The organism is Nocardia sp. NPDC051030 (genome assembly GCF_040683015.1).
Taxonomy (GTDB): domain Bacteria; phylum Actinomycetota; class Actinomycetes; order Mycobacteriales; family Mycobacteriaceae; genus Nocardia.
Genome location: NZ_JBFBCD010000009.1, coordinates 461168 through 473738 on the forward strand (window position 1 = coordinate 461168; position 12571 = coordinate 473738).

The 12571-nt window shown below is 68.1% G+C and carries 10 protein-coding genes; 5 read left to right on the plus strand and 5 right to left on the minus strand.

Going from position 1 to position 12571, the window contains the following annotated elements; all coding sequences use genetic code 11:
* Positions 1-159 precede the first annotated feature (159 nt).
* On the plus strand, positions 160-1494 hold the full coding sequence (locus AB0N05_RS30130; RefSeq protein WP_364699998.1) for a salicylate synthase: 1335 nt from the start codon (positions 160-162) through the stop codon (positions 1492-1494).
* Positions 1495-1525: 31 nt separating this feature from the next.
* On the opposite strand, the gene AB0N05_RS30135 is transcribed toward AB0N05_RS30130, so the two are convergent.
* Together AB0N05_RS30135 and AB0N05_RS30140 are read right to left on the minus strand one after the other, a co-directional pair.
* Positions 1526-2404 carry an oxidoreductase gene (locus AB0N05_RS30135; RefSeq protein WP_364700000.1) on the minus strand — a complete coding sequence of 293 codons (879 nt, stop codon included), beginning with the start codon at positions 2402-2404 and terminating at the stop codon, positions 1526-1528.
* 223 nt (positions 2405-2627) lie between these two features.
* Positions 2628-4256: an AMP-binding protein gene (locus tag AB0N05_RS30140; protein ID WP_364700002.1), complete on the minus strand. Its 1629-nt coding sequence runs from the start codon at positions 4254-4256 to the stop codon at positions 2628-2630.
* A gap of 142 nt (positions 4257-4398) precedes the next feature.
* On the opposite strand from AB0N05_RS30140, the gene AB0N05_RS30145 reads away from it, so the two are divergent.
* Positions 4399-8226, plus strand: a complete 3828-nt coding sequence (locus AB0N05_RS30145) for an amino acid adenylation domain-containing protein (RefSeq protein ID WP_364700004.1) — start codon at positions 4399-4401, stop codon at positions 8224-8226.
* 61 nt (positions 8227-8287) lie between these two features.
* Here the strand turns inward: AB0N05_RS30145 and AB0N05_RS30150 are convergent, their stop codons facing one another.
* The gene (locus AB0N05_RS30150) at positions 8288-8953 is read right to left on the minus strand and encodes a disulfide bond formation protein B (RefSeq protein WP_364700006.1); all 666 of its coding nucleotides are present in this window, start codon (positions 8951-8953) and stop codon (positions 8288-8290) included.
* Positions 8947-9111 carry a DUF5993 family protein gene (locus AB0N05_RS30155; RefSeq protein ID WP_364700008.1) on the minus strand — a complete coding sequence of 55 codons (165 nt, stop codon included), beginning with the start codon at positions 9109-9111 and terminating at the stop codon, positions 8947-8949. Before AB0N05_RS30155 ends, AB0N05_RS30150 begins: the two co-directional genes overlap by 7 nt.
* A 159-nt stretch (positions 9112-9270) precedes the next feature.
* Between AB0N05_RS30155 and AB0N05_RS30160 the strand changes: the two genes are divergently transcribed.
* The 3 genes from AB0N05_RS30160 (at position 9271) to AB0N05_RS30170 (ending at position 11865) form a co-directional block, all read left to right on the plus strand.
* On the plus strand, positions 9271-10152 hold the full coding sequence (locus AB0N05_RS30160; RefSeq protein WP_364700010.1) for an oxidoreductase: 882 nt from the start codon (positions 9271-9273) through the stop codon (positions 10150-10152).
* 22 nt (positions 10153-10174) lie between these two features.
* On the plus strand, positions 10175-10537 hold the full coding sequence (locus AB0N05_RS30165; RefSeq protein ID WP_364700012.1) for a PH domain-containing protein: 363 nt from the start codon (positions 10175-10177) through the stop codon (positions 10535-10537).
* 242 nt (positions 10538-10779) lie between these two features.
* Positions 10780-11865, plus strand: coding sequence for a 3-deoxy-7-phosphoheptulonate synthase (locus AB0N05_RS30170; protein ID WP_364700014.1), 1086 nt, complete (start codon positions 10780-10782; stop codon positions 11863-11865).
* A 60-nt stretch (positions 11866-11925) separates the two neighbouring features.
* On the opposite strand, the gene AB0N05_RS30175 is transcribed toward AB0N05_RS30170, so the two are convergent.
* Entirely contained in the window at positions 11926-12510 is a 585-nt protein-coding gene (locus tag AB0N05_RS30175; protein WP_364700016.1) for a GNAT family N-acetyltransferase, read from the minus strand.
* Between the last annotated feature and the right edge of the window lie 61 nt (positions 12511-12571).

The following is a 12571-nucleotide window of genomic DNA, read 5'->3' on the forward strand; positions in this document are numbered from 1 at the left end:
GAACTCGCTGCGTGGCCGCGCGCGTCGGGTACGGGCAGGCGTGGCGTCGCCATGTGCGCGGGGTGGTGATCGTTACCCTCGTCTCCCCTTCGCCATTCAAAGCAAGGTAATGCTAACCTCGCCGAGAGTAAGTAAGGTAAGCATAACCTTGGAGGTCTGGTGTCGGCCACTGACGAACGGGTACGGCTCGAAACCGAGCAGCAGTGGGGGGCATACGTCACCGATCCGGTCGCGGCGGTCTCCGCACTGGCGGCGGCAGATCGCTTCGGCGAATACGTCATGTACGAGAAGCCCGGCGAATGGGTCTTCGCCGCCGACCCGATCGGCGGCGTCGAACTCGACGCGCACGAACTGCGCGTGCACTGGGACGGCCGCACCGACACCGGACCGTGGGCGGGCAGCCCCGCGCAGGCCGTCGACCGCGCACTCGCCGGACTGCCCGTGGACGGGCGCAATGCCTACGGCTGGATCGGATTCGAGTTCTGCGCCTGGTCGCTCGGCTCGACCGCGCACGTCCACCCGCGAGCTACTCTGGCGCACTTGATGATTCCGCGCATCGAGGTGCGCATCGACGCCTCCGGGGTGCGCGTCTCGGGAGCCACCCCCGCCGAGACCGGGGATATCCACGCACTCATCGCCGCCTCGCAGACCGCGCCGCTGCCGATCGCCCATCCGGTGGACGTGAGCGTGGATCCGACCGGCTACCGGGATCGCGTCGCCACCGGTGTGGCCGAGATCCACGGCGGGCGGTATCAGAAGGTGATCCTGTCGCGGAAGGTGGAACTGCCCTTCCCCGTGAACATTCCGGCCACCTACCGGCTGGGCCGGGTCAACAACACGCCCGCGCGCTCGTTCCTGCTGCGGCTGGGCGGCCTCGAGGCTGCCGGGTTCAGTCCGGAACTGGTGGCCTCGGTCGACAATGATCGCGTGGTCACCACCGAACCCCTGGCCGGTACCCGGGCCTTCGGGCGCGGCAGCGACATCGACACCGCCGCCCGCGACGATCTGATCAGCGATCCGAAAGAGATCGTGGAGCACGCCATTTCGGTGCAGACCTCCTTCGCCGAGATCGCGGCCGTGGCCGAACCCGACACCACCGCGGTCTCGGACTTCATGGCGGTGCGTGAGCGCGGCAGCGTGCAGCATCTCGCCTCCACGGTGAAGGGACGGCTGGCGGCCGACCGCAGCCCCTGGGACGCCCTGGAGACCCTGTTCCCGTCGGTGACCGCCTCGGGTATTCCGAAGGCCGCCGGAGTCGATGCGGTGTTCCGGCTCGACCATGATCCGCGCGGGCTGTATTCCGGTGCCGTGGTGACGGTTTCGCCGGAGGGCGCGCTGGAGGCCACGCTCGTGCTGCGCGCGGTCTATCAGACCGGTGCGGGCGCGTGGCTGCGCGCGGGCGCGGGTGTGGTCGGGCAGTCCCGGCCCGAGCGTGAATTCGAGGAGACCTGCGAGAAGCTCGGCAGCGTCGCGCCGTACGTCGTCCGGGCCTGAATGAACGCGGTGCGGGCCTGAGTTTTCGGAATCAGCCCGCGTGGACCGGGAAGTCGGTGCCGGTGAGGCGTTCGGACAATTCCCAGAGCAGTTGGGCGGTCTTTTCGTCCTTCGACGCGGCATTCGACTCGACCCGGGTCGGATACCCGCGCCAGTTCAACCACTCCGGGCCGTAGAAGCCGCCCGGTTCGACCTCGGCCGTCGCGGCGTACAGGGTCGACAGCGCGCCCATGTCGGCGCTCTGCGCGATCAGTCGATTGCCCAGGCCGATCAGCTGTTCCAGGCGGTTCTGCGTCTTGGAGGAGATCTCGGTGGCCGCGTATCCCGGATGCGCGGCCAGCGCCAGTTTCCGGGACCCGGCGGCGAGCAGCCGCCGCTGGAGTTCGTACGTGAACAGCAGCATGGCCAGTTTCGACTGGGCGTAGGCGCCGAAGCGCGAGTAGGCGCGGCGTTCCCAGTTCAGGTCGTCCAGGTCGATGCGGCCGATCAGATGCGTGAGGCTGGACAGGCTCACCACGCGGTCGGAAATCCGGTCCAGCAGTAGCGCCGTCAGCGCGAAGTGGCCGAGGTAGTTCGTGCCGATCTGCATTTCGAAGCCGTCCAGGGTGGTGCTCTTGGGCACCGCCATGACACCGGCATTGTTGATCAGCACATCCGCGCCCTCGACGGTGGCGGCGAAGGCGCGCACCGAGGCCAGATCGGCCAGGTCCAGGGCCCGCACCTGCGGTCGCCCGGGCATGGTCTTGGCGACGGCCAGCCCCTTGACCTGATTGCGGCAGGCCATGATCACCTGCGCGCCCGCCTCGGCCAGGGCGCGTGCGGTGGCCGCGCCCAGCCCGCTGGTGGCACCGGTGACGATGTACGTCCGCCCGGTCTGGTCAGGGATATTCGCTGTAGTCCACCCACCCATAGAAGAACTCTATGATGCCCGCGCCTCCGGGGCCTCCTGAAACGCGGTGATCAAATACACACCGCCGCAATGGGTCCGGTGACCGGCCTCCGGGATGCGCGCCGCCCGCACCTGTGCTGACGGTCGTCGACGGTACGGTTCGCACCCGATCCTTTGGTTCGCACCCCATGCGGGCGACCGATAGCTGGTGTGTGCCACACGGATCGGGTGTGAACCCATCCCGTTAGGAGTAGTGGGCGGCGAGGGCTTTCTTGTCGATCTTGCCGACCGCGGTGATCGGGAGGGTGTCGGCGCGGCGGAGTAGGTCGGGGAGCTTGTAGGTGGCCAGGCCGCGGGCGGTGAGGAAGGTCTTGATCTCGGCGAGGGTGGGCATATCGCCGTCGATCACCAGTACCGCGCAGGCCTTCTCGCCGAGCACCGCATCGGGCAGGCCGATCGCGGCGGCGTGCCGGACGGACGGGTAGGCGAGGAGGTGTTCCTCGAGCTCATCGCAGGAGATGTTCTCGCCGCCGCGATTGATCACGTCCTTGATCCGGCCGGAGACCATGAGGTGGCCGCTGGGCAGGCGGCGGACCAGGTCGCCGCTGCGGTAGTAGCCGTCGGGGGTGAAGGCGCGGGAATTGTGTTCGGGGGCACGGTAATAGCCGCGCAGGGTGTATGGGCCGCGGGTGAGGAGCTCGCCCTCCTCGCCGGGCGGGACCTCATTGCCGTCGGCGTCGACCACCCGCACCTCGTCGGCGGGGGACAGGGGACGGCCCTGGGTGGTGCAGACGAGGTCGTCGGAATCCTCGGCGCGGGTGTAGTTGAGCAGGCCCTCCGCCATGCCGAAGACCTGCTGGAGCCGCACGCCCAGCGCGGGGACGACCTCGCGGGCATTGACCTCGGCCAGGCGCGCGCCACCCACCTGTAGCAGTCGCAGCGAGGATAGGTCGGCATCCTCCCATTCGGTTGCGGCACACCATAGTTGGGCCAGCGGCGGAACCACGGCCGTGACCGTCACCCGGTGCCGCTCGATGGCGGCGAAGGCGTTCTCCGGGCTGGGGTCGGTGACGAAGGCCATGGCTCCGCCGGTGGCGACCGTGCCGAGCACGCCGGGGCAGGCGAGCGGGAAGTTGTGCGCGACAGGCAGTGTGGCGAGATACACGTCCTCGGGTCCGAGCTCGCAGATCTCGGCGCTGGCCTTCGCGTTATAGGTGTAGTCGTCGTGGGTGCGGGCGATCAGCTTCGGCAGGCCGGTGGTGCCGCCCGACACCAGCATGAGGGCGATATCGGAGGCGTCGACCTGCGGCAGCGAATCACCCTCGGCAGGAATCGAATTAAGGCCCGTGAACGATCCCGGATCGCCGAGCACCAGCACGTGCCGCAGGCTCGGGACGGCGGCGGCGACCTCGGCGGCCAGGACGCGGTAATCGAAATCGCCGAACCGGTCGGCGATCACGTAGGCGACCGCACCGGACAGCCGGGTGAGGTGCTCGATCTCGGCGCGCCGATGCGCGGGCAGGGTGAGCACCGGAATGATGCCCGCCCGCAGCAGGCCGAACAGCACGGGCACGAATTCGGGGGTGTTCGGCAGCTGCATGACGACCCGGTCGCCGGGCTCGATGCCGAGTGCCAGGAAACCGTGTGCCATGCGATCGGCCGACGCATCCAGTTCCGCGTAATCGACCGTGGCGTCGGGGTTTTCGGTCAGCAGCGCCGGGCGCTCCGGCCACTGCCGGGCGGCGTCGCGCAGGAGGTCACCGAGCGGGTTCCCGGCCCAGTATCCGGCCCGCCGGTAGTGCTCGGCGAGGTCGGCGGGGAAGGGGACGAAGCCGTCGCGATGGTCCCGGGCGTCGGTCGATATCGATGTCACAGCTCTGGCCTCTAGCAAGTAAGGGTGTAGTTACAAAGGTTAGGCAACCCTATCTCAATGCGTTAGGCTGCTGCCGAACAGTCCGGAACACCCGGTCCGGTCGCGGCGCGCCCGCGCGAGAGCACAAGGAGTACCAGCGGAAATGGAGTCAGCGCAGGCCAACGGCGCCACCATCGCCCGGGATGAGATCCGCGCCGCGGTCGCCACCCACCTCGGCCTCACCCCCGCCGAGATCGCCGACCACGACGACCTCATCCAGCTCGGTCTGGACTCCATCCGCACCATGAAACTCGCGGGCAGCTGGCGCAAACGCGGCCTTGCCGTCAACTTCGCCCAACTGGCCGCCGAACCCACCATCGCCGCGTGGCACCTCCTCCTCGGCGGGACGGACGCCGACGCCGCGGCCGCCGCGAAGACCACCTCCGGCACCGTCGCGCACGGCTCGGTCGCCGAATTCGACGCCGACCGGCCGGGCGCGGCAACCGATCTGGCGAATTCCCTGGCACACGAGGACGCGGCGCATGCGGTTGGCGACACGCCAACTGCGGTCACCGGCATCAGTGGCGAACGGTCGGCCGGAGCTGAGCCCGATGGCATCGGCAATTCGATTGGACCGGTGGGTGACTCGGCGGGGGTGGCAATCGCCGTCGATGATGGAAGTCCGTTCGGACTTGCGCCGATGCAGCACGCCTATTGGATCGGGCGGTCCGACGGGCAGCAGCTCGGGGCCGTCGCTGCGCACCTGTATGTGGAATTCGATGGGGCGGACGTGGATCCGGAGCGACTGGGACGGGCTGTCGAGGCCCTGGTTCGGCGGCATCCCATGTTGCGGACGCGGTTCCTGCCGGATGGGACGCAGCAGACCCTGCAGCGGCCGGGGCGGTCGGTGTGGAGCGTCACCGATCTGCGTGACTCGGGTGCGGAGTCCGAGTGGGTGCTGGAGGAGCTGCGCGACAAGCGGACTCATCAGCTGATGGCGGTCGAGGACGGGCAGGTCGTCGATATCGCGCTGACCCTGTTGCCGGACGGGCGGACCCGGCTGCACGTGGACGTGGACATGCTCGCCGCCGATGCCATGAGCTACCGGATCCTCATCGCGGACCTGGCGCGGCTGTACCACGGTGAAGAGCTGCCGCCGCAGGACTACACCTTCCGGCAGTACCTGGCCGAGCACTCCGGAGCCGCGCCCGAACGTGATGCGGATCGCGCATGGTGGCAGGCGCGGATGCCGGAAATGCCTGGCGCACCGGAACTTCCGCGTGCCGCCGAGACCGCCGAGGCGAGCGCTCGTACCGTGCGCTTGCATCGCTGGCTGTCACCGGAGGCCAAGGCCCGGGTGTTCGCCGCCGCGCACTCGCGTGGCGTGACGCCCGCCATGGCCCTCGCCTCGGTATTCGCCGAGACCATCGGCGGCTGGTCGGCGCAGCGGCGCTTTCTGCTCAATCTGCCGCTGTTCCATCGCGAACCGGTGCATCCGCAGGTGGACGGCGTGGTCGGCGACTTCACCTCCTCGGTATTGCTGGAGGTCGATGTCACCGCTCCCGCCACCGTCACCGAGCGCGCCCAGGCACTGCAACGTGAATTGCATGCCGCCGGAGCGCATTCCGCGTACTCCGGACTGGAGGTACTGCGTGATCTCGGCCGTCAGCGCGGCGAGCCGGTGCTCGCGCCGATCGTCTACACCAGCGCCATCAACCTCGGCGAACTCTTCTCCGACCAGGTCACCGACACCTTCGGCGATCCGGTCTGGATCATTTCCCAAGGCCCGCAGGTGCTCCTGGATGCCCAGGTCACCGAGGTTCGCGGCGGCCTCCTGCTGAATTGGGACGTCCGCGCGAACGCCTTCCCCGCGACCATGGTCGAGACCATGTTCGCCCGCTACATCGACGCCGTCCTGCGGCTGGCGGGCACCGATAAGGATCATGCCGACCGCGGCCAGCACGGCACCCGCGCCGACGCGGGCTGGGATGCCGAAGCGGCCGTGCGAATCCCGGTGGAACAGGCCGTGATTCGCGCCCGCGTCAATGCCACCGACGGACCGCTCAGCGGAGACCTGCTGCACACCGGGTTGTTCACCCACGCCGCCGCAAACCCCGACGCGCCCGCGATCATCTGGGAACGCGACGACCATGACACCGGGGCGTCCCCGCATGACACGGCGAGCGTGATCGATGGCGGTGCCGAGTCTCCCGTGGGTGGTAGCACCGGAGATTCGGCGGTCCAGGTGCTCACGTACGGGCAGTTGGCGGCAGAGGCACTGGCTGTCGCCGGTGCGCTGCGGGCAGCTGGAGTGCAGCCGGGGGAGGCCGTGGCGGTGCAGCTGCCGAAGGGGCCGGATCAGATCGTTGCCTCAGCCGGTGTGCTCGCGGCGGGTGCGGTGTACGTGCCGATCGGATTCGATCAGCCGGACACGCGGCGGGCGGAGATCCTGCGCACCGGTGCGGTGGTGGCCGCGCTGACCACCGGGGGAGACGTGCCGGAGGTCCGGGCGCTCGCCCTGGCTGACGCCCGGGTGTATCCGGAACCCCTGGACGAAGCCGTCTTCCCGGATCCGGAAGCCATTGCCTACGTGCTGTTCACGTCGGGGTCGACGGGTAAGCCGAAGGGTGTGGAGGTGCCGCATCGAGCGGCGATGAACACCATCGACGACCTGAACGAGCGATTCGGGATCGGCGCGGCGGACCGGGCTCTCGCCTTGTCGGCGCTGGAATTCGACCTGTCGGTGTACGACATCTTCGGGCTGCTCAGCACCGGAGGTGCGATCGTCGCGCTGGATGAGAGGCAGCGCAGCGAACCCGCACTGTGGGTGGAAATGGTCCGGCGGCACCGTATTTCGGTGGTCAACTGTGTGCCGAGCCTGCTCGATATGCTGCTGGAGGCCGCGGCCGGGCAGGCCATGGACAGCCTGCGCATGGTGATTCTGGGCGGCGACTGGGTGGATGTGGCGCTGCCGGGGCGGCTCGCCGCGGTCGCACCGCACTGCCGATTCGCCGGACTGGGCGGAGCCACCGAGACCGCCATCCATTCGACCATCTGTGAAGTGGTGAATGCCCAAGTGCCGCAGGAGTGGTCGGCGGTGCCGTACGGCACGCCGCTGCGCAATGTGCGCTGCCGGGTGGTCGGCCCGTCGGGGCAGGACTGCCCGGACTGGGTCACCGGTGAACTGTGGATCGGCGGCGCGGGCGTGGCCGCGGGCTATCGGGGCGATGCCGAGCGCACCGCCGACCGCTTCGTCGGGCACGAGGGCCTGAACTGGTACCGCACCGGCGATCTCGCCCGCTATCTGCCCGACGGCACCCTGGAATTCCTGGGCCGCGCCGACCATCAGGTCAAGATTCGCGGCTACCGCGTGGAGCTCGGCGAGGTGGAGAGCGCCCTGCGCGCCCTGCCGGGTGTGCGTCACGCCATCGCGGCCGTGATCGGTTCGGTGGCACCGAAATTGAGCGCCGTCGTGGTGGCGAACGAGGGGGTGGCCCTGGAGGCCGAGGCGCTGTGTGCCGCGGCTGCCGAGCTGCTGCCGGGCTACATGATCCCGACCCGTGTCGAACTGCTGGAAGAACTCCCGTTCACCTCGAACGGGAAGCCCGATCGCAAGGCCGTCGTCGCACTGCTCGTGGAAGACGATCAGGCGGGTGAGTTCGTCGCGCCCAGATCGGATTTGGAGCGTGCGGTCGCCGATATCGTGGCCGTCGTGCTGGAGCGCCCGGTGGTCGGCGTGACCGACGACTTCTTCGCGCTGGGCGGTGATTCGGTGCTCGCCACCGCCGTCATCGCCCGCGTCCGGGACTGGCTGGACTCCCCGGACGCGGTGGTGTCGGACTTCTTCGCCGCCCGCACCGTGGCGGGCCTGGCCCAGCGCCTGCTGGACCGGGAAGCGCGTTCCGGCGCTTCGGGCCGCCTGGACACGGTGGCCACCCTCTACCTCGAGGTAGCGAACATGTCCGACGACGAGGTGCTCGCCCTGTCCTGAAAAGCGAACCCCCGCATCCGAATCCGATGCGGGGGCCGGTATTTCGTGGGTTCTGGCCGAGCTACTCGATCACGGGGCAGTCACCGTCGATGATGCCGATATCGTGGAACAGCTGGTAGCAGGACGGGTTGTCGGGTAGGTACCAGTGGAACCCTGCCAGGCAGAACACCGCCACCAGGTTGATCACGATGACGAGGCCCAGGAATCCCAGCGCCAGCTTGCCGAGCAGCGCGTGCACACCACCGGTCGGGATGACCCGGGCCGCAGTCTCGTTCGCGAAGGCCAGCACCACACCGATCGTGGTGATGGCGGCGATGAACAGAATCCACGCCCACACGTAAAGGTGCAGGCCCAGCACTGCACCGCCGTAACCCTTGTCGCCGGGCAGAATGTGCAGCATGGTCTGCCGCCAGGAGGCGAAGCCGCCGCCGAAGCTGGCGACGATGCACAGGCCCCAGCCGGTCATGTAATCGCGGCGTGAAAGACTGCCGTTCAAGCCCTTTCGGACGATGAACGCACCGCCGAGCGCGGCCAGGATCATGAAATTGCGCTGCACCATGCACAGCGGGCACGGGTAGTCCCAGGTGCCGAACTGCACGCCGAGGCCGCCGCAGACCACACCGGTCCAGCCGGCCACGAAAATGACCGCGAGCCAGTACTGCACCTGCCCGAGCGGGCCGCCGCGATCCTCGGTGGCCGGTGTGTCGGCGATCGGCTGGGTCACCATGTCAACCCCAATCCGAGTCCGCTGGTGACGTGGTGACGCAGCAGCAGGGCGGTCGCAATGAGCATGATCCACCAGGCCGCCAGCACGATACGACGGGATCGTTGTTGATAGATCAACACCAATGCAGCCAGCAAACCGGCCCATATGATCGTGTCCATGGTCGCGGACGCTACCGCTTGACCAGTTCATCGCCATTGAATGCGATCCGGACACGCCGCGCGTCGAGGGCCCTTTCGCCTACGTTGGCAAATTTCTGGCATTTGCTGCTTCGCGTCGACACACGGCGGCCCCGGCCGTCCGCCCCTAGACTCGATCACGTGAGCGGTTGGGACATCTCGGACATCCCTGATCAGAGCGGCCGGACGTTCATCGTCACCGGCGCCAATAGCGGGCTGGGTGCGGCGACCACGCGAGCCCTCGCGGGGGCCGGTGCGCAGGTGATCATGGCCTGCCGCAATGAGGTGAAGGCCCGCGGCGTGGCCGACGCCATCGGCGCGAATGTCCAGGTGCGCCGCCTCGATCTGGCCGATCTGGCCTCGGTGCGCGACTTCGCCGACTCGATCGAATCCGCCGATGTGCTGATCAATAACGCGGGTGTCATGGCGGTGCCGCTGAAGCGCACCGCGGACGGCTTCGAAATGCAGATGGGCACAAACCATCTCGGCCATTTCGCGCTGACCGGGTTGCTACTGGACAAGATTCGCGACCGCGTGGTGACGCTCTCCAGTGGCGCGCACGCCATCGGCCGCATCGATGTGGCGGACCTGAACTGGGAGCGCCGCCGTTATCAGCGGTGGGCCGCCTACGGGCAGTCCAAACTGGCCAATCTCCAGTTCGCCTACGAGCTCCAGCGCCGCCTCACCGCCAGCGGTTCGGCGAAACTGTCGCTCGCCGCGCACCCTGGCTGGGCCGCCACCGATCTCCAAGGCCATACCGAGTCCATCCAGGACTTCTTCCTGTCGATCGGCAACCGGCTGATCGCGCAGAGCGCCGAAATGGGTGCGCTGCCAACCTTGTTCGCCGCCACCGCCGAGGTGGAACCGGGCGCTTTCTACGGCCCGACCGGACTGCGCGGCCTGCGTGGACATCCGGGGCTCAGCCCGTCGTCCTCCGCCTCGCGCGATGAGGTTATGGCGCGACGGCTGTGGGAACTCTCCGAGCAGCTGACCAAGGTCGGTTACTCGTTCGCTCGCCGGTAAGAAGCTTCAGAGGCTGGGGGACATGAGCATTCCGTATGACCGTCGCGACCAACTCGAGAAGATTCAACAGGGCTTGCTGCCCGGGGAGCAGATCCTGGCCGTCTACGACGCCATCGGCGTGGGCACCGGATTCCTCGGGCTCACCGATCGACGCGTGATCATCCAGGACAACTCGTTCGTGGGTAAGAAGATCGCCATCACCAGCATCCCGTACTCCCGGATCAGCAGCGTCAGCGTGATCACCAACAAGTCCTTCGCGGGCCAGTTCTTCTCCTCGGGGCACCTGGTGATCAGCACCGGCCACAATAACTACGAGGTGGAATTCCGCGGCGACGAGAAGACCCGCCACGTGCACGACATAGTCCTGCATTACATCGCGCATTGAGTGAGTGGGCAGGTCAGCGAGTTGCGAGAGTGTCGCACGCCACACGCGTGATTCGACTTCTCTGGTACAGTCGCCGCCATGCAGCGCGTGTATTTCTGGTTTAGCCAGCCGGCCCCGGGTGGGTCGAGCGGCGTGAACCTGCGCTGACCTCTTCCACCCCGAGCCGGACGAACCAGACCGGCTCAAAGGGGTTTCAGATAGCACTCTCCCGTGGGCCGGCCTGAGAAAAGGAACCCACGATCATGACTCTCGCCGCCGATCTCGACGTGCATTCGGATCTCGACGACCAGCGCACGCTCAGTGTGAGCCCGCTGCGCTCGCCTCGCGAGATCCGCTCCGCGCACCCGATCGACGACTCGCTCGCCGACACCGTGCGGGCCGGCCGTAAGACCACCGTCGATGTGCTCAATGGCGATGACGACCGCCTGATGGTCATTGTCGGCCCGTGCTCGGTGCACGATCCCGACGCCGCCATCGACTACGCCCGCCGCCTGGCCGCCAAGGCCGAGGAACTCGGGGATCGGCTGCACGTGGTCATGCGCGTCTACTTCGAGAAGCCGCGCACCACGCTCGGGTGGAAGGGCCTGATCAACGATCCGCACCTGGACGGCAGCTTCGATATCAATACCGGACTCGACCTGGGCCGTCGCCTGCTGGTCGATATCACCGGGCTCGGCCTGCCGGTCGCGTGCGAGTTCCTGGATCCGATCACCCCGCAGTACATTTCGGACCTGGTGTCCTACGGCGCGATCGGCGCGCGTACCGCCGCCAGCCAGGTGCACCGGCAGCTGTCCTCGGCACTGTCCATGCCGGTCGGCATCAAGAACGGCACCGACGGTGATGTGCAGGTCGCGGTCGACGGGGTGCGCGCCGCGGCCGCCAGCCACGTCTTCCCCGGCACCGACCTCGACGGCCGCTCCGCGCTGATCCGCACCGCGGGCAACCCGGACTGCCACGTCATCCTGCGCGGCGGCACCAATGGCACCAACTACGACGCCGCCTCCTGCGCGGAAGCCCTACTGCGCCTGGAGAAGTCGTCCCTGGATCAGCGCCTGGTCGTGGACGCCAGCCACGGCAACAGCAATAAGGACCACAACAAGCAGGTCGATGTCGTCACGGATATCGCGGGCCGGATCGCCGCCGGTGAGCGCACCGTCGTCGGCGTCATGCTGGAGAGCTTCCTGGTCGCGGGCCGCCAGGACCTGACCCTCGGCCACGCCGAGGACCTCACCTACGGACAGTCCATCACCGACGCCTGCCTGGATTGGGATACGACGGCCGCCCAGCTGGACGCGCTGGCCGACGCCGTCGCCGCGCGCCGCGGCTGATCAATACGGTCGCGCGTCGCGGCTGATGAACAGCCGCGCACCGCGGCTGAAGCAATCGGCTCACACCCCGGCCGGCCAATCCTCGGCCGGGCCGGGTGGGTCGGTGAACAGGCGGCTCGCGATCCAGACATCGCGGCGTGTGCCGCGCTGCACGCCACCGCCGCGCAAGAGACCCTCGTAGTGGAAGCCATTGCGGCGGGCCACGGCGGCCGACGCGTTATTGCCGACGATGGCGCGCCACTCCAGGCGTTCGAAGGCGAACCCGGTCACGTTGAAACCGACCTCGCACACCAGGTTCGCGGCCTGCGTCATCAGACCGCGGCCGCGGACGGTCTCCGACATCCAGAAGCCGATCTCGGCGGTCTCGGGATCGCGGTTCGTCAGGTAGATCGGGCTCAGGCCGATCATGCCGACCACGGGGCCATACTCGCCCAGGCGTATCGCCCAGGTGGGGGAGCGGGTGGCCCAGCCGGGCGTGACCGTGTCATAGACGAACTTCTCGGCGTCGGCACGGGTGTAGGGGACCGGCATGGTGGTCCATTCCCCGACCGACGGTTCCTGACAGCAGGCGGTGATGGCGTCGATATCGTGCACCGTCGGCGGCGACAGCCACACCGTCCCATTCGAGAGCTTCTGCGCGTCCACAGCGCCATGCTGACACGGAACCGTGCACGGGCGCACAACGTTTCCTGGACCGGTGACGGAC